This is a genomic window from Malonomonas rubra (assembly GCF_003247215.1).
GTDB lineage: Bacteria > Desulfobacterota > Desulfuromonadia > Desulfuromonadales > Geopsychrobacteraceae > Malonomonas > Malonomonas rubra_A.
The window spans coordinates 14,979-33,830 of the sequence record NZ_QKAP01000115.1; the positions used below are offsets into that span (position 1 = coordinate 14,979).

The following is an 18,852-nucleotide window of genomic DNA, read 5'->3' on the forward strand; positions in this document are numbered from 1 at the left end:
TCGATAAATCCTCTGCCTACGTGACCGGCAGCAGCATGGCGAGTTAATTAGGCAGGATAAAATGTGGCCCTTCGGCAGGGCGCTCGCTGAAGATGGCTAGGGTGTCACTGGCCGACAATGCCTTACCGTATAGATACCCCTGCACCTCGCAACAACCGAGGTTGCGAAGATAATCTAGTTGCAGCAGGTTCTCGACCCCCTCTGCAACGATGTGCAGATTGAGTCCTTTGGCCATCATGGCGATGGCGTTGACAACACAGGACTCTTTGCTCTCCTCTTGTATTTCGCGGACAAATGAGCGATCGATCTTCAAGGTATTGACCGGAAAATTCTGCAGATAACTGAGGGACGAGTACCCTCGACCAAAATCATCAATCGCCACTGAGAAGCCGTACTCACGCAGCTGGCGCAAATTTTTGACCATTTCGCTATACCCCTTGAGCAGTCCCTTCTCGGTGACTTCCAACTCAAAGATCGATGCTCGCAAGCCGTAACGCTGAAGAAGTTCGATAAAATTCTGTACGAAGTCCTCTTGCTCCAGCTGTACCGGAGAGATATTGACCGAAATCTTCAATTCGGGCAGACCCTTGCGCTGCCAGCGCACCAGCTCTTTACAAATAGTCTGCAAAACCCAATCGCCGATCGGAACAATCAGCTTCGATTCTTCGGCTATCCAGATAAAATCGCCGGGAAAGATCAGGCCCTTTTCCGGGTGACGCCAGCGCAGCAGAGCTTCCATGCCGATAATAACATGGTTGGTTGGATCGACCTTCGGCTGGAAAAAGACTTCAAACTGATTTTTCTCCAAGGCCAGATAAAGATCACGTTCAACCGAAAGAAAGGTTGAATCACTGCCATCCATGGCGTCACTGTAGAAACAGTATCCGTCCTTACCGTTCGATTTGACGTGATACATCGCTATATCAGCGCTCTGCAGCAGGCTGTCTGTTGTTTCCCCCGCCTTCGGATAGATGGCGACACCGATACTCATGCTGAGGAACAGCTCATGTTCCTTGACATGGAACGGCTGCCGCACCGCACGGATGATCTTTTCTGCGACCGCCGCTACGTTCTGCTTGGTTTCGACATCTGGCAACAGCAGGGCAAACTCGTCACCACCAAAGCGGCAGAGGGTATCTTCCTCCCGCAGGCAATCGAGAATCCGCTGCGAGGCTTGTTGCAGGACCAGATCTCCCATCGCATGCCCAAGGGTGTCGTTGATCTCCTTGAAACGATCGAGGTCGAGAAACAGCAGCGCGAATTTCTGTCGATTCCGTCGAGCGTGAGCAAATACCTGGTTAATGCGGTCGTTGAACAGCAAACGGTTTGGCAGGCTAGTCAACATGTCATGATAGGCCTGATAGCTGACCTGTGCCTCGGAGCGTTTCCGGGCGGTGATATCACGCGCGCAGCCTAGAGTACCGGTGAAAAACCGCTGACCATCTTCCGAAACCTCGTAGATTCCCTTGGCATTCAGCTCTACCAGCAGCTCGAAATTATCCAGGCACTTCACTTGGCGACTGGCCTGATTCACCTGCAAGCGGATTTCGGTATTGGTCGTTGACCGCGTCCCGCTACGCTGTTCGGCAAAAAAATTGTAGATATCATCAGCATTATGGGGATGAATCAACCTGGAGAAATGCGTAGCGAGCAATTCACTGCGCTTGTAGCCCAAAAGCTCCTCCGCCTTGTCATTGACGTAAGTGAACATCCCCTTCGCGTCGAGCATATAGATAAAATCGGGTGAATTATTGACGATAAAGCGATGGAGGCTCTCAGATCTCTGCAGGTTTTCCTCGGCGACAAGCCGCTGCCGGGATTGCCAGTAGTGCTCCAGCGCGTTGTTGATGGTTGTTAACAGCTCTTCCGGCTCGTAAGGCTTGCGGATAAAATCGTAAGCGCCGTTGCGCATTGCACTTTTAACAGCGAAAAAAGAGGTTTCCCCGCTGACGACGATCACTTCGACATCGATCCCCTGCTCACCGATAGCACTCAGCACGCTATGACCATCGACGACCGGCATGCGCAAGTCGAGCAGCACTAGATTGAAGTCTCCTTCCTTCAGGAACTCAAGCGCCCGCGCCCCGCTACTTGCCATTTCAACTTGATAACCACTGATCCGCAACAGCGCATGCATACTCTCGAGCACCGCCTGCTGATCGTCGACGATCAGGATTCGCGACAGCTTGATTTTCTCGGGAGCAAAGGCCCCAACGATGCGCTTGGCTAGCAAACTCCCCCCTATATCTATTCGACAGCAGGAAAGATATCATCACCTAAGGGGATTTGCAGATGAAAACAGGTCCCCGATGTGGGAGAGCTATGATAGCTCATCCGGGCCCCCAAGTCATCAACCATCCCCTTGACGATACTTAAACTGACTCCGGCATGCCCCGGCCCTTTGGTACTGACCACCGGCCGGAACAACTTGTTCTGAAGCTGGCGCTCTATACCAGCACTGTTATCCTGCACCACAATCTCGGCATAACGGCCACCATCTATGCAGAAACTGTCGCGCGTTTTCAGAACGATTTCACCACCGGCAGCAACCGCTTCCGCCGCATTCTTCAGCAGATTGACCAATACCTGTTTCACCAGCGTGCCGTTGGTGACCACCCGCTCCAGATCATCTTTCAAATCGAACCGGACTTCGATCTGGCGCGGCTGTAAGTCGGACTCCTGCAATACATCGACCGCCTCATAAACCAGTTGATTGAGACTGACATTCTTGTCTGGAAACGGCGGCAATTCCTGCTGGTTGAGGTAATAGGTCAGCACATCGTCTACACGCCGGACTTCGCGTTTAATCGTACCGGCCATCTTACGATGCTCCTCATCGACCAGAAGATGGCTTATAACTTCAGCATAGTTGCCGATAATGGTCAACGGGCTGCTCAATTCATGACTAACCCGGCGCAATAAACCGTTCCCCTCGCTGAAACGATCCTGCACCCCGTTGGAAAGCTGAGCCACAGCCTCACTAACAACCTGTCCGAACATCTGCATCCGCAAACTTCTCAAATCTTTTTGATCCTGTTTGCCACTCACACCAAGGACCACTGCTCCCAACGGTCGACCGTCAAGGCGAAACGGCTGACAACAGAACCCCTTGTTGCCACAGATCCGTGTCAGCAGTTGATCAGTGATCGACAACTTTTGCTCGGTTTCAAAACTGCTAATGACCTCGCCACGAATCAAAGATTGCACCACAAGACTCAACGAAGCATCAAGTGGAATTTTCAGCTCACTGACCAGGCGTGTTTGCCCTGCAGCCACAATCCCGGACAGCTGGTCGTTTTTATGATCGACAAGTAAAAAGACCGCTTCGTTGGCTGAGCAGTTTTCCAGGTACAAGGCTCGTGCTTCGCGGACCAGCTCTTCCGGCCGATTGGCGCCAAGCAGTCGCGCACGGGCACCTTCCTGATCAGCAAGAGCGAAAATGAGATCGACTAACGCCCCCTTGGTCTGCTTAAGTTCGGCAAACAACTGCTTAATATCATTTGCTGGCGCTTTGCTCTGATACAACCCGTGGGCCCAACGAAACAGATAATCGCACTCGCTCCGACTGAACTGGAACAGGTTCTCGGCCAATTGCGCAGTGGAAGAACTCAGCTGCTGCGGCTGCCGACAGACCTCCTGCGCGAGTCGGGCGATTTTGAGCAACTGCCCGCAGCTCTCGATCTCGGCGACATCATTATGAAGAAAACGAATCGCATCAACCAGAAATGAATCGAGCCGCCAGGCATCGATTACCTCCACCGCTATTTGCAAGTGGTTGGTCTGGTAAACCTCCTGCTCAAGGGCGCACAATTCAGGACTGCAGCAGGCCTGCTCCGCCAACTCAGCGTAGGTCCCCCCATAGCTGGAAAACTGCAGCTGCATGCCAAGGTTGAGCAGCAGGCCACAGAGCTGAGCCTCCTCGATATGCAGGTACCCGACCGTCGGCGCTAAGCACCGGGCAACCTGGCCAGCAACACCCGCCGAAAACCAAAGATTATTCAGATAGGTCAGGGCTGCGGGGGAGAATTCATGAGCCACAATCTGCTTTGCGGCCTGCAGAGCAATTCCTGTTAACACCGGCGTGCCCAGCTGCTGGATCGATGACGTCACCGGCTCGACAGGATCGATTTCGACCGTTCCCCCTTTGCTGGCAGCCTGAATTACCCGCGCACAGAGGGCGGCATCCCGTAGAACGATATCCGCCAGAGTCTGCGTACTACTGCCCGCCAAGCATGACTCGATAAGAGAAACAAGGACCTGTGGCATGCACAGCAGCTTGGCGACAGCCTGCTCGCTGTATGGAATAGCTACTCGATTCATAAAAACTTAAATTCAGAGGTTAGCGTCGGCGAGCCCCATCCTGCAACAAAAGCAAATGTAGCCCCTTTTCTATTATCAGCAAAACAACTGCCATCAGCAACCAATATATGGATAATTTATGTTAATATTCAGGCACTTAGAACTCCCCGTAAATACTACCGAAAAATTCTTAGCGATTTTAATTAACCACTATTTTAAGCAAACAGAAGAAAACAATACCTCTTGCTATAAGATACTGATTTTGACAATGGCCTCAAACACAGCTACACTCCGCCGAGTAAAAAAAGTACTCAGTCATGGAGCAGCACAATGATCCAAACCCAGATAGCGCAACTGATCGATCAGATTGACCGGTTCGGAAAAGAAAATCTTGAAGAGATTCTGCACAAATTGATCGAAGCGGTGCAGCTGCTAGTTGCGGGGCGCTATCGAATCTATCTGGAGGACTTGACCCATGGAGCCCTCACCTGCGTCGCCGCAGCGGGAGGCGAGGTGGTACAAATTAAAGAGAAAGCTTTTCCGATCAATGACGAACACTACCTGATCGCCCAAGTTTACCGGCAACAACAGGAACTGGCGATCGAAGATTTAAGCCAGCATCCGGATGACCTGCCGATCGACAGTGGCAATCAACAAGCTGGCGCCAGCTACATGCTACCTCTCACACATCAGGCACGCTCGATCGGAGTCCTATGCCTCGATCGGGGAGAGCCCGGAGAGTTTCCATCCAGCGAGGTGCTTGAGCAGCTACGCAAACTGCTGACGACAATCACTCCGACGCTGAACCGTGCGCGAAAATATCACCAACAGCTGCAGTTGGCCCGCCGGGTCGACGAAGCCAAAAAAAGGGAAGCCGCGCTGTTCATGATGCAATCGGCAGCAAACCTGATCGATCAGGTCGCACTTGCATCGGTGCTAATTCCATTGTCCGCCTCGGAAGAAAGAGAAGGAACGTTGCAGATTCTTGCCGCCTACTCAAAAGAGAGCAAGGCTGGCCAACTCTACGAGCGTGAACGACTGATCAACCTAAGCCCTGGGCAATCGCTGGTCTCCCGCTTTATCGACCGCGCCGGCGTGATCGTCGATGACAGTCTGCTCTCGCCACACTATATTCAGGACCTGGTCTCGGAACCGTTGCAGAAACAATTCTTGACCGAAAAATTAGGTCTTAAATCGCTCTACATGGTACCCCGCTTCGACCCGGAAACCCGGCGACTAATCTGCCTAGTCAACTACTACACCAAAGAAAACTACGACTTCAGCCAGTTCGAAAGAGGCTTGCTCGAATCACATGCGGAAATGGCACAACGCGTCGTTCAGGAGATCGGTGACGAGCACCTTGAGGTGCAGATCCTCTCGGAAATTGGCGATCTGCTGCAGCAAGCGGGTGACGGGTTGCAGCCCTTTCTGAGACGCGTACTATCCAAGGCGACCCAGTTGATCGGCGCTGATACCGGCAGCATTGCTTTGGTACGCAAACAGGAAGGCGAGCGTTGGCTGCTGGTCGATGATGCCCAAGGCAACCTGATCGGTGCCAAACACAAAGACTGGCTAAAAAAATATATTCCGCCGATCAGGGTCGGCGGTGTCGAACTGCCGGAAGACCAGCGTAGTTTGACCGGCTCGGTCGCCGCCTCGGGAAAACCAGCGATCCTGCCCGACACCCAGGACAAGGAGGCCTGCAACGGCTTCTATCTGCCGGTAACGGATGCGATCCGCAGCGAGATCGCCGTCCCGGTGATTTACGATGAGGAAGTCCTGGCGGTCATCTGCCTCGACAGCCGCAAACCGCACTACTTTACTGGTGAGCACCGCCGCATCCTGTTGATCATCGAACGGATGATCGGCCATCACTTGGCGATGCTACAGAAAGTCGAACAGCTGACTGGCGAAATTGACCGTCTGCGCCAGGATGTCGACTACAAGGACCCGAGCATCTCCTCATACCGGCTCGGCAACATCATCGGCAACTCCCAAAAAGCTCAGTCGATCATCGAAACCATTCAACGGATCACCCCACCGCTATGCCAGCGCCTGGCAATGTGGAAGCAGTCGGACCTCCACGAAAAAGGTGAATTTCTAGGCCTGCCATCAATCCTGATCACTGGCGAAACCGGGTCGGGCAAGGAGTTTCTATTCAACAACCTGTTCACTCAGCTCAACCGCATCTACCGGGAGTTGCTGCCGGGCCAGGGCACCCTGCCGCTGAAAAAAACCAACATCGCTGCCTACAGCGGCGAGCTGACCTACTCGGAACTGTTCGGCCACAAGCGTGGCGCCTTCACCGGCGCTCACACCGACCGCCGCGGCATTCTGGAAGAGGCCCACGGTGGGGTGGTCTTTCTTGATGAGATCGGCGACGCCGATCCAAAAACCCAGGTACAGCTGCTGCGATTTCTCGATAGCGGCGAATTCGTCCGACTGGGAGAGAATATCACCCGCCACTCCCAGGCACTGCTGGTCGCAGGCACCAACCGCGACCTGCGCCAACTGATCGCTGAAGGGAAATTTCGCGAGGATCTTTACCACCGTCTTTCGGAGTTGATCATCGAAGTTCCCTCGCTCAACGAGCGGCGTGAAGACATCCCCGACTTGGCGGTCCACTTTCTCGGCAGGCTATTTCAGGTTTATCATCGAACTGGACAGGGGAGCGAAGATGCTCCGATTCTCGGTCCGGACGCCAAGCAGCTGTTGTCACAGCACTACTACACCGGCAACATGCGCGAACTACGTAGCATCCTGTTGCGCGCGATGCTGTTCCGAAGTGGGCGGTTCATCCAGAAAGCGGATATCGAAAAAGCCCTGCAACCACAAAGCGGCTACCACAGCCCGGACAAGAAAGAGGTTCTGGAACAACAGCTGGGAAAAGAGATTCTGCAACGTATCGAGAGCGAAGAGCAGGACTTCTGGCAAGCGATCTACCATCCCTATTCTCAAAAGGAGCTGACCCGCGAGGTTGTACTGAAGGTGATCGAGGAAGCGCGCCAGAAGGGAGCCAGCAGCATGCCGAAACTGGCACGAATGCTAAAAGCCTGCGATCCGGCCGACAAAACAGCTGAAGAGCGGAAGGTTTTTTTCCGCTTTAAGAACTTCCTCTACAAAACGATCCGCATCAGCTGATCAGCAGCCGATTAACCGCTCGACAGCTGCACGGTCAGCAGCGGTCCACGGGCCGACTACAACCAACTTCAACGCTTCCGGCCGAAGCACCTCAGCGGCGACCTGCTGCAGCTGATCAGCAGTGATCTGCTGCAATTCGCTCCGGTCCTGTTCCAGAGTCCTTAAATAATTGGCCTGCAACCCCCAACCGTAGCGGACTGCCAGCGCCTCGGTCTGGTCGCGGGAAAAGTCGAGATCGAACAGGTAGCCACGCACCGTTGCTTCCAGTTCTTCATCAGGCACCGGTTGTTCACGCAACTCTTGTAGAACCTGCAAAAGTTCAGCGAGCGACTGTTGTAAATTCTCCGGCGCAACAGCCAGATCGATGACCAGATACCCGGTATCGTCAAGCATCGAGCAGTTTGCCTCTACCGCGTATGTCAAACCGAGTTGTTCTCTTAATCGCAAGGGAAGCCGCGCTCCACCTCCCCATGACAGCAGGCGGCGCAATACGCGCAGCGCCAATGTTCGTTCGTCCCGCCGACCAGCCAACGGAAAAGCCAACTGCACACTGATCTGCGAATCGGAATCAGCCACCCAACAACACTTCGGCACGGAGGAGTCCACCACCGGAGCCGGCTCGGCTTTCTGCAACGGCTGTGGTGCCCAATCGCCGAACTCCCTCTCTACCTGTTCCAGCAGCTGATCCTGCTTGATCCGGCCACAGGCGCAAATCACCAGGTTCTGCGGCAGATACCAGTTGCGATAGTAGTCCTCTAAAGCCGTGCGATCGATGCGGGCCAGAGTCTCCGGGGTACCGATCAGCGAATCGCCGAGCGGGTGGCCTGGCCAAAGCAGATTGACCATCAGGTTGTCGAGGTTGATCTGTACCTCTTTTTCATTGTAATCCTCGCGCGCTTCTTCAAGGATGATCCTCCGCTCAACATCGATGTCATTGAACAGCGGTCGCCGCAACATCGAGGCGAACAAAGCCAACCCATCCGCCAGGTAGTCGGGATGGATTCGGGAATGGAAGCAGGTCGTCTCGGCATCGGTCGAAGCGTTGACCGCCCCGCCAATTGCCTCAAAGGCCCGCTCCAAATCGGTGCTGGTGGCATATTCGGCGGTGCCCCGGAAAATCATATGTTCAAGAAAATGGGAAATACCTGAGAACTCAGCTGGTTCGTTACGGCCCCCGACCGCTAGATAACAGACCAGCTCTGCCGCGTGCAGCTGCGGCATCGGTACAGTCACTAACCGGATACCGTTCTCCAGAGTATTAATAAAATATTCGGACATTTCCTTTTAGCCTTGGTTCAGTGTAAATTCAACACAGGCAGGCAAAGTAAAACAGTTAGGTTAGAAATGCCAGCAGAATCAGACATCTGCCACCAGTGCACTCTTGCTCCAAGCCATAAACAGGAAGCCAGATTCCAGCCCTGAAACGGCATCGTAACCGAGACAGCATGTCCGTGGCTGGCGGAACCGGGGCCGGCCCTGTTAGAATCATGCTAAAAAGAGTGATTTACTTTGACAGTTTGGTCACGTAGAGCTATTGAAAAGAAAATGCCAACCAACAACGAGAAGAACTAAGGTGTCCCGTACTCTGCTCATACCCCTGCTCATACCCCTGCTGCTGATCTCCGGCTGCCAACCTCAGCTATTTACGCAGAAAAAAACATTATCCGAGTTTCCGCAGCCGCCCACTTGGACAGCAGCTCCCACTGCTGACCAGAGTGAACCGGGCGCCTGGCTCGACAGCTTTACGGACCCAACTTTGTACCGCCTGATCACTGAAGGGTTGCAGAACAATTTCAGCCTTCAATCTGCCGCGGCACGCATCCGGGCGGCACAAGCGCGGGCCACACAAGCCGGCGCGGAATTGCTCCCGACGGCGATTCTTGATAGCTCTGCCGCACGCAGGAAAACCCAGCCCAGCGGTTCAGTAAACAACAGCTTTTCCCTGACCGGCCGAGTACAATGGGAGATCGATCTCTGGGGTCGCTTTGACTTGTCGGCTCGGGCCGCCACTGCAGAAGCAAAAGCGACACAGACCGACTACCGTGCAGCGCAGCTATCGCTGGCGGCCAACATCGCCCGCAGCTGGTTTCAACTGTGCGAAGCAGGGCTGCAGCTGCGACTGGCCGAACAAATCGTTGCCTCCTACCAACAAAGCCTGCAGGTGATTGAGGAACAATACCGCAGCGGCCTGACCAGCGCCCTCGATCTGCGCTTGGCGCGCTCCGAACTGAGCAGCGCCCAGGCCAGCCAAGCAGAACGAGCCAGGCTGTTCGACAGTGGACAACGTGCCCTAGAGCAGCTTCTCGGTCGCTACCCGTCAGGTTCGCTAGCCTCCTCGCACCAACTGCCAGAATTGTCGGCAGAGCTTCCGGTCGGCCTACCTTCAACCCTGCTGCAACGCCGTCCCGATATCCAGGCCAGCGAGTTGCGGCTACAAGCCGCCGAACTGCGCACGACAGCCGCACAACGCAATCGCCTGCCTACTTTTGCCCTGACCGGCAGTGCCGGGACGGCCAGTGAGCGCCTCTATCGACTGCTCGACTGGGATTATCTGGTCTGGAGTCTTGCAGCCTCAGCAACTCAATCCTTGTTCGACGGCGGTCGCAAAGCCGCTGAACAGCAGTTGACAAAAGCACAATTCGACGAACAACTAAACACATATGCCGAAAAATTGCTGACTGCGTTTCGCGAAGTCGAGGGCTCCCTTGCCTCAGAAGACAGCTTGCGGAATCAGGAGCGAGCATTGCAACAGACAGTTAGTGAAGCCGACGAAGCGCAGCACTTGGCGGAGCAACGCTACCGACAAGGGTTGGAAGGGATTATCACCCTGCTGGAAACCCAAAGACGGGCCTTCAGTGCCCGCAGCAATCTGCTACGCACCAGCCGATTGCGACTGGAGAACCGGGTCGATCTACACCTGGCCCTGGCAGGACCAATCGGCACTTTCATACCGTTGCACGAGGGGATGGAGACACCATGAAACGCCTGATCAACTTTTTATTGCCACTTATCGTGCTGCTCACGGGAATTGCCATTGCCGCCAGTCTGATTGCCTCGGCCCCGGAGACCGAGCGAAAAAGCCCGCCGGTTCCGTTGCCGAGCGTCGAGGTGGCAACACTGCAACCAGAGTCATATCAAGTCAAAATACTTAGTCGCGGCACCATCTCGCCGCTGACTAGCAGCAGCCTGGTGCCCGAAGTCTCAGGCCGGATCATTGAGGTAGCGGAAAATTTCCGCAACGGTGGTTTCTTCGCCAAGGGCGAGCTTCTCCTGCAGATAGACCCACGGGATTACCAGAACGCCGTGACCATCGCCCGCGCCGAACTGGCCATCCAGAAACAAGCCCTCGCCGAAGAGCTAGCACGGAGTGAACAGGCGCGTAACGACTGGCAGAAGTTGCAACTGACCGGCGAACCCGACCCGCTGGTGTTACGCATTCCACAGCTGGAGACTGCTCAAGCAAAGCTGGCTGCCGCGGAAGCACGTTTACAGCAAGCCCGGCTCGACCTGGAACGCACCCGGATCAGCGCACCCTATGCCGGGCGGGTGCTGGAGAAAAAGGTCGATTTCGGTCAGTACGTCTCTGCCGGAAGCAGCCTGGCCGACATTTACGCCAGTGACTGTGTCGAAGTCCGCCTGCCGATCACCAGTGAGCAGCAGCTCTATCTCGAATTACCAGAAAACGGCGCATCTCAAGCAGGTGCCCGGGTCGAATTCATTGCCCGCATCGGCAAGCATGAGGAACGTTGGCCGGGGCGTCTTGTACGCACCGAAGGGAGCGTCGATATCCGCAGTCGCCAACTGTTCGTCGTCGCCCGGATCGATGATCCTTATCGCCGCCACGGTGAGCGGGCGCCGCTAAAAATAGGCCAGTTTCTGGAAGCGGAAATTTTCGGCAAGACCCTTGAACAGGTCTTTATTATCCCCCGCCATGCAGTCCGCGGTGAGCAAACCATCTATCTGGTTGACAAGGAAAACCGCCTGCAACGCCGCGAGCTGGAAGTTGTCTGGCGCGACGAGCAGAGCCTGATCGCCCGTGGCCCGCTGCAACCGGGCGACCGGCTGTCGTTGACCACCCTGCCGTTTGCCGCAAACGGAATCAAGGTCGAGATCGCCGCCGCCAAAACTGCACAGCCGGAGTCCTGAGCATGAAAGGGATGATCTCCTGGTTCGCCAACAATCCGGTCGCCGCGAATCTGCTGATGGCCATCATTATCGGCCTCGGCCTCTGGTCGATGCTTGAGCTGGTTCCGCTGGAGGTATTTCCGGAATTCGAACGCGACACCGTCACCATCGACCTTCGCTATCGGGGTGCCACCCCCGCTGAGGTGGAAGAGGCGGTAGTGATCCGAGTCGAGGAAGCGATCTCCGACCTGCAGGGGATCGAGGAAATGACTTCCAGCGCCAAAGAAGGCAGCGGCGAAGTGCGGGTCGATGTGGAAAAAGGCTACGACCCGCGCGAGTTGCTCAACGACATCAAGAACCGCGTCGATGCCATCTCCACTTTCCCGGACGATGTCGAACGGCCCAGTTACAAAGTCCTTGAATTTCGCCGTGAGGTCATCTCCGTGGTGGTCGCCGGAGCCTTGATCGAACGGGATCTGCGACAGCTCGGTGAGCTGATCCGCGACGACCTGACCGCGCTGCCGGAAATCAGCCAGGCCGACCTGGTGGCGGTCCGCCCGTACGAGATGTCGATCGAGGTCGATCAGCACACCCTGGAAAGCTATGATCTGAGCCTGAGCGACATCGTCACCGCGGTACAGCGCTCTTCGGTCGACCTGCCCGCCGGGGCGATCAAAACCAGTGGCGGCGAGATTCTGCTGCGCACCCGCGGCCAGGCCTACGATGCCCGGCAGTTTGCCGACATCCCGCTGCGCAGCAATCCGGATGGAACCCGCTTGAAGTTGGGTGATCTGGCGCTGATTCACGACGGCTTCGACGAGGAACCACTGTTCGCACTGTTCAACGGCCATCCGGCAGTGTTGATCGAGGTGTATCGCACCGGTGACCAGAGCGCCCTCGAAGTCGGGCGGGCGGTGCGCGAGTACGTCGCCGACAAACAGGAGCAGCTGCCACCGGGGATCAGCCTCGATTACTGGCGCGACCGCTCACGGATCGTCAACCTGCGTCTGAACACTCTGATCAACAATGCTATCCAGGGGGGTATTCTGATTTTCCTCACCCTCTCGCTGTTCCTGCGCTTCTCAATCGCCATCTGGGTCTGCGCCGGCATCCCGATCAGTTTCATGGGTGCCTTGGCGCTAATGCCGATGCTCGGGGTGACTATCAACCTGGTCAGTCTGTTCGCTTTTATTGTCGTCCTCGGGATGGTGGTCGATGACGCAATTATCACCGGCGAGAATATCTATTCCCACCTGAAAAAGCATGGCGAGACCGTCGATTCGGTGATCAGGGGCGCCCAGGAGGTTGCGGTGCCGGTCACCTTCGGCCTTTTGACCACGGTGGCGGCGTTCTTGCCGCTGCTGTTCATGGAGGGACGGCGGGGACCGATCTTCGCCCAGATTCCGTTAATCATCATCCCGGTACTCTGCTTTTCCTGGATCGAGTCGAAACTGATCCTGCCGGCCCACCTGCGCCACGTTCATCTGCAGAAGAAAAAAATCGGCCCGCTGCTGCGCCTGCAGGCTCGGGTTGCCGATACCCTGGAACGGTTCATTCATAAGTGCTACCAGCCGGTGCTGAAGAAAGCGATCGAACGGAGGCACCTGACCTTTTCCATTTTTACTACAGCGGTTTTGATCATCGTCAGCTTTGTGGTTAGCGGTCGTTACGGTTATAATTTTTTCCCGCGAATTCAGAGTGAAACTGCACGTGCCACCCTGAGCATGCCGGCCGGAACCTCCATCGAGCAAACCCGCAAACATGTCGAACGGATGGGGCAAATCGCCCTCGAACTACAGGAGAAGTTTCAGGAACCGGACGGTTCCCGCTCACTGATATCGAACATTCTGGTCAGCATCGGCTGGACCGGCGGCGGTCATCCCGGGATCAGCGGCAACCCGGAAGTCGGTCAGGTGACGATGGAGCTGGTCCCACCGGAAGACCGGTTGAGCAGCGTTACCACCAATGAAATAGTCAGCGAGTGGCGGCAGCGGATCGGCGTCATTCCCGGCGCCAAAGAACTGACCTTCCGCGCCGAAATCGGCCGTAGTGGTGACCCGATCGACGTACAGCTGACCGGCGCTGATTTTACCGCCCTGAGTGAGGTTTCGGCGGCAATCCAGCAGCGCCTCGCCGAATATCCCGGCGTCTACGATATTCAGGATAGCTTCGATCAGGGCAAACAGGAAATTCAACTCAAGCTGAGACCGGAAGCAGAGCTGCTCGGCCTGACTTCGAGCGACCTGGGACGACAGGTGCGAGCCGCCTTTTTCGGCGCTGAAGCGCAACGGATTCAGCGCGGTCGCGATGACGTGCGAGTGATGATCCGTTATCCAAAGCAACAGCGCGAAAATTTATCCAGTCTGGAAACGATGAAAATCCGCTCAACTGAAGGAATCGAAGTCCCCTTCAGCCAGGTCGCCGACGCCCAGCTCGGCACCGGCTTTTCAACCATCCGCCGCGTCGACCGTAACCGGGCGCTGAATGTCACTGCTGACGCCGACAAGCAGAAAGTCGATGTTAACCGGATCGCGTCCGACTTGCGGGTATTTCTCGATCAGCTGTTGCTCGATTATCCCGGTATCCGGTACAGCTTTGAAGGGGAGCTGCGCGAACAGAAAGAGTCGGTCGGCAGCCTGCTGTACGGCGTGTTGTTCGTGCTGTTCGCGGTCTACGCGCTGCTGGCGATCCCGTTCAAATCCTACCTGCAGCCGCTGATGGTGATGCTGGTCATTCCCTACAGCGTCGGCGGCGCGATCGTCGGACACATGATCATGGGCATGAACCTCAGCTTTATGAGCATGCTCGGCATCCTAGCGCTCTGCGGCGTGGTGGTCAATGACAGCCTGGTGCTGGTCGACTTCATCAACCGGCGGCGTCGCGAAGGGGTGCCGCTACACGAAGCAGTGATGACCGCCGGCGGAGCCCGCTTCCGACCTATCCTGCTGACCTCGATCACTACCTTTTCCGGCTTGGCACCACTGCTCCTGGAAACCAGCACCCAGGCCCAGTTCCTGATCCCGATGGCGATCTCGCTCGGGTTCGGTATTCTCTTCGGCACCTTACTGAGTCTGTTGCTGGTGCCGGCCAGCTATCTGATCCTAGAAGACTTCGTTGGCTTTTTCAAAAAGTCCAAGGCACCGAATATGTAGAAATTTACTAATGGCTGCCGCATAAAGAGCTGGGGGAGGGCTTTCCTAGACTCAGCTCCCAAGCTGCTCTTTTAGGGCGCGATTCTCCTTGAACAGGGAGATCTGCGCTTTAAAGGGTCCCTGCAGATAATAGGCGAGGGTCTGAAGTGACGTTTTGTCGATCTCATGCTTCGCGGCGAAATAATCGATCAACACATCGGAGTCAGCGAGATATTCTCCAGGTGCAATCTCGACCGTTGGGAACGACGCGGCCTGGCCGGTTTCTTCTTGCAGGAACTCGCGGTATTTATCCATCTCCGCATCATCATTGCCGTCCGCGCTGATGATCTCGAATTGTTCGAGCAGGCCCGCCTCACTCAAAAAGAGCAGAAACTTGAAGCAGAACGGACAAGTGCTCTTCATATAGACTTTCGGTTTGAGAATACTTGTCATCAAAGAATCTCCTCGTTCACCTCTATGGGTTACGTTGTTTGCACCGGTCCGAAGCGTTGCAGAGCCTGCACCATAACTTCCAGTATCCGCAAAACAGCTGGTTTCGGGCAAGTCGCTCAGAACATTTTTTTACTCCTTCGCTTGAAAACAGAAAAGAGGACCGTCGCTGCCAACGGTCCTCTTTCTGTCTTTATTCAAGTAATTCTGTTCCGGCTGTTTAGCCCTGCAAAAGTTTCGCCGCTTCCTTGGCGTGATAGGTGATGATCAGGTCGGCGCCAGCGCGCTTCATGCCGAGCAGAGTCTCCATCATCAGCCGGTCGCCGTCGATCCAGCCCTTCTCGGCAGCCGCCTTGACCATCGAGTACTCGCCGGAGACGTTGTAGGCGACCAGCGGCAGATCGAAGTTGTCTTTGAGCTCACGCAGAATGTCGAGGTAGGCAAGCGCCGGCTTGACCATCAGGAAATCGGCCGCCTCGGCGACATCCTGATTCGCCTCGCGCAGTGCTTCCATACGGTTGGCCGGATCCATTTGGTAGGTACGCCGGTCGCCGAAGGTCGGCGTGCTCTCGGCAGCGTCGCGAAATGGTCCGTAGTAAGCGCTGGCGTACTTGACCGCATAGCTCATCACCGGGATGTGCTCGAAACCGTTCTCGTCGAGGATGTCGCGCAGTGCAGCGATGCGACCATCCATCATGTCGGACGGAGCAATGATATCGGCGCCGGCCTGTGCGTGGGAGAGCGCCTCTTTCGCCAGCAGTTCCAAAGTCGAGTCGTTGTCGACGTCGCCATCCTTGATGATGCCACAGTGCCCGTGGTCTGTATACTCGCACATGCAAACGTCGGTAATCACCGTCAGTTTCGGCACCTCTTTCTTGATGGCGCGAATAGTGTTCTGGATAATGCCGGTCTCACTGTAGGCATCGGAGCCAACCGCGTCCTTCTCTTCCGGGATACCGAACAGGAGCACCGCTGGAATGCCCAACTCATGAACCTCTTTCGCCTCGGCGACGATATTCTCGATCGACTGCTGGTAGATGCCAGGCATCGAAGGAATCTCTTTCTTGATGTTCTCACCAAAGGCGCTGAACATCGGGTAGATCAGGTCATCGACGCGCAGGTGGGTTTCACGAACCATACGCCGGATATTCTCGTTACGACGAAGACGACGGGGACGGTAGCTGGGAAAATACATATGCAATCTCCTTTTCGAAAAGGGTCTTTTAGTCCTGATAATATTTGACCATCGCCGTCACTAAATCATCGATGGTCGACTTCTCCGGCTCCAAATCCACTGCAAAACCATGCTTGCGAATCGCCTTGGATGTGATCGAGCCGATTGAGAAAAACTTCGCTCGCCCCTGCAGCTTTATCAGTTCATCGCCAAACATTTCGAGCAGATTCTCGAAGGTAGATGGTGAACTGAAACAGATGGCATCCAACTCGCTTTCCACCAGCAGGTGACGAATCATATCCTCTTTGCCGGTCGGTCGAATGGTTCGATATGCGACCGGAGCGACTACCTCGGCACCTGCCTGCCGCAGGCTGTCGGGAATAAGGGTACGGGCGATTTCGGCACGCGGGTAGAGGAAACGTTTCCCTGCCACCCCTTCAGCCAACAGCTCTTCGATCAGCCCTTCTGCCTGGTAAATTTTTGGCACCAGATCGGGCCGCAAGCCACGCTTTTCGATCGCCTCGGCGGTTTTCGGACCTACTGCTACCAATTGTACCCCGGCGAGGCTGCGCACATCCAGTCGGTTGGCCGCAATGCGTTCGAAGAAGGCATCGACACCGTTGGCCGAGGTCAGTATCAAACTGTCGAAGCTGGCAATCTCCTTGACCGCCTGATCGAGCGGCTGCAAATCATCCGGAGGAGCAATCTCGATGGTCGGGATACAGATGGTCTCGGCCCCCTGCTGTTGAAGTTTCTGCACAAAATTGGCCGCCTGAACACGCGGGCGGGTGATCAGAAAACGTTTACCGAACAGCGGCAGGTTGTCATACCAGCGCAGATCTTCGCGGTATTTAACCACTTCGCCGATAATAATGATCGCCGGAGTTTCGATTCCGGCGCGGGCAACATCCTCGACGATGGTTGCCAGAGTGCCGACCTGAGTACGCTGCCGCGGCAGGGTCGCCCACTGCACCACCGCCACCGGCGTCTGCGGTGAACAGCCGTGCTCGATCAACTTCCCACTGATCAACTTGAGGTTGGTCAGCCCCATGTAAAAAACTAGCGTACCGAGCCCAGTCGCCAGTCTTTCCCAGTCGAGGCCGGTGAGTTTACGCTCCGATCGTTCGTGTCCGGTGATCAAGGCAACGCTGGTGCTGATGTCTCGGTGAGTCAGGGGGATGCCGGCATAGGCAGCTGCAGCGAATCCAGAGGTAACTCCGGGGACCACCTCGAAAGGGATGTTCCGCTGCTTAAGGTAGGCTGCTTCCTCTCCGCCCCGGCCAAAAATGTAGGGGTCTCCCCCTTTCAGGCGCACCACCTGCAAACCTGCCACCGCTTTCTCCGCCAGCAGGGCGTTGGTTTCCTCCTGGGGGAGGTGATGGTTGCCACACACCTTGCCGACGTAAATCTTTTCGGAATCAGCGGGAGCATAATTCAACAGCACTGGATTGGCCAGATAATCGTAAATGACCACATCCGCGTTCTTCAGACACTGTTTCCCCTTCAAGGTCAAGAGGCCGGGATCACCCGGCCCCGCTCCAATTAAATAAACTTTTCCGATTGCCAAAGAAGCTATTCTTTCTCGTCGAATGTTTTGCAACCGTAGACCTCATTGAGAATCGGTCCGGCCCCTTCTTCGAGCAACTGCTTGGCCAACGCAATACCAGTCTCTTCCGCCTGATCAACATGACAGGTGACGGTCTTCTTGATCATCTGCTTGCCCTCTACATCTGAAACAAGCGCGGTCAGTTCCAGTTGGTCTCCCGTGACGGTGCCATAAGCGGCAATCGGAACCTGGCAGCCGCCCTCGAGGGTCGACAGTACTGCCCGCTCGGCAGTAACGGCATAAGCAGTCGGTGGGTGATTGAAGAAATCGATCAGCTCGTTGGTGACGTCATCATCTATCCGGCTCTCCAAACCGAGTGCGCCCTGTCCGATCGCGGGCAGACAGGTTTTGGGGTCGAAATACTCACTGATCTGGTCACCGAAACCGAGCCGTACCATCCCGGCCGCAGCCAGAATGACCGCATCGAGGTTCTCCGTTTCTAGCTTGCTGAGGCGGGTCTGCACATTGCCACGGATATCGACCATCTCCAGATCGGGGCGCATGTTCAGCAGCTGCGCTTTGCGGCGCAGCGAGCTGGTACCGACACGCCCCCCCTGGCGGATATCCATAAAGCTGCCGTAGCCCTCTTTCAGCACCGCGATGTCACGCGGGTCTTCCCGCTCGGTAATGCAACGCAGGCCGGTTCCTTCAGGGAAAAATGTCGGCACGTCCTTCATCGAGTGCACAGCGATATCGATTTCATTACGCAGCATCGCTTCCTGAATTTCTTTGACGAACAGGCCCTTGCCACCTACCATAGCCAGCGGCACGTCGAGGATCTTGTCCCCTTGGGTCTTGATCTTGGTTAGGGTGACAGTCAGGTCCGGGTATTTCTTTTCCAGCTCTTGCTTGACCCAGTTGGCCTGCCAAAGTGCGAGGGCGCTAGCGCGGGTACCGATGCGGAGGGTACGGGACATATCAAACTC

The 18,852-nt window shown here is 55.7% G+C and carries 11 protein-coding genes; 4 read left to right on the plus strand and 7 right to left on the minus strand.

The features are described 5' to 3' along the window. Positions 1-43: 43 nt before the first annotated feature. Positions 44-2,233 (minus strand): bifunctional diguanylate cyclase/phosphodiesterase, encoded by a 2,190-nt coding sequence (locus tag Q7J88_RS11925; RefSeq protein ID WP_303722453.1) that lies wholly within the window; start codon positions 2,231-2,233, stop codon positions 44-46. 14 nt (positions 2,234-2,247) lie between these two features. After that, complete coding sequence (locus tag Q7J88_RS11930; RefSeq protein ID WP_303722454.1) at positions 2,248-4,320, minus strand: HDOD domain-containing protein; 2,073 nt, start codon at positions 4,318-4,320, stop codon at positions 2,248-2,250. 309 nt (positions 4,321-4,629) lie between these two features. Between Q7J88_RS11930 and Q7J88_RS11935 the strand changes: the two genes are divergently transcribed. After that, positions 4,630-7,440, plus strand: a complete 2,811-nt coding sequence (locus tag Q7J88_RS11935) for a GPMC system transcriptional regulator (RefSeq protein ID WP_303722455.1) — start codon at positions 4,630-4,632, stop codon at positions 7,438-7,440. On the opposite strand, the gene Q7J88_RS11940 is transcribed toward Q7J88_RS11935, so the two are convergent. Next, complete coding sequence (locus Q7J88_RS11940; protein WP_303722456.1) at positions 7,441-8,718, minus strand: pitrilysin family protein; 1,278 nt, start codon at positions 8,716-8,718, stop codon at positions 7,441-7,443. It abuts the gene before it with no gap. A 295-nt stretch (positions 8,719-9,013) separates the two neighbouring features. Here Q7J88_RS11940 and Q7J88_RS11945 point away from each other — a divergent pair, with 295 nt between their 5' ends. The 3 genes from Q7J88_RS11945 to Q7J88_RS11955 are packed head-to-tail and all read left to right on the plus strand — an operon-like array spanning position 9,014 to position 14,717. Then, the gene (locus Q7J88_RS11945; RefSeq protein WP_303722457.1) at positions 9,014-10,420 is read left to right on the plus strand and encodes an efflux transporter outer membrane subunit; all 1,407 of its coding nucleotides are present in this window, start codon (positions 9,014-9,016) and stop codon (positions 10,418-10,420) included. Beyond that, entirely contained in the window at positions 10,417-11,586 is a 1,170-nt protein-coding gene (locus Q7J88_RS11950; protein WP_303722458.1) for an efflux RND transporter periplasmic adaptor subunit, read from the plus strand. The genes Q7J88_RS11945 and Q7J88_RS11950 overlap by 4 nt, the downstream gene beginning before the upstream one ends. A 2-nt stretch (positions 11,587-11,588) precedes the next feature. Further along, positions 11,589-14,717: an efflux RND transporter permease subunit gene (locus Q7J88_RS11955; RefSeq protein ID WP_303722459.1), complete on the plus strand. Its 3,129-nt coding sequence runs from the start codon at positions 11,589-11,591 to the stop codon at positions 14,715-14,717. 51 nt (positions 14,718-14,768) lie between these two features. Here Q7J88_RS11955 and Q7J88_RS11960 read toward each other — a convergent pair whose 3' ends face one another. The 4 genes from Q7J88_RS11960 to hemC form a co-directional block, all read right to left on the minus strand. After that, positions 14,769-15,149, minus strand: a complete 381-nt coding sequence (locus Q7J88_RS11960; RefSeq protein ID WP_303722460.1) for a glutathione S-transferase N-terminal domain-containing protein — start codon at positions 15,147-15,149, stop codon at positions 14,769-14,771. Between the two features lie 217 nt (positions 15,150-15,366). After that, positions 15,367-16,341, minus strand: a complete 975-nt coding sequence (gene hemB / locus Q7J88_RS11965; protein ID WP_303722461.1) for a porphobilinogen synthase — start codon at positions 16,339-16,341, stop codon at positions 15,367-15,369. 28 nt (positions 16,342-16,369) lie between these two features. Beyond that, complete coding sequence (gene cobA, locus Q7J88_RS11970; RefSeq protein WP_303722462.1) at positions 16,370-17,887, minus strand: uroporphyrinogen-III C-methyltransferase; 1,518 nt, start codon at positions 17,885-17,887, stop codon at positions 16,370-16,372. A 5-nt stretch (positions 17,888-17,892) separates the two neighbouring features. Further along, the gene (gene hemC / locus Q7J88_RS11975) at positions 17,893-18,843 is read right to left on the minus strand and encodes a hydroxymethylbilane synthase (RefSeq protein ID WP_303722463.1); all 951 of its coding nucleotides are present in this window, start codon (positions 18,841-18,843) and stop codon (positions 17,893-17,895) included. Positions 18,844-18,852: the final 9 nt, after the last annotated feature.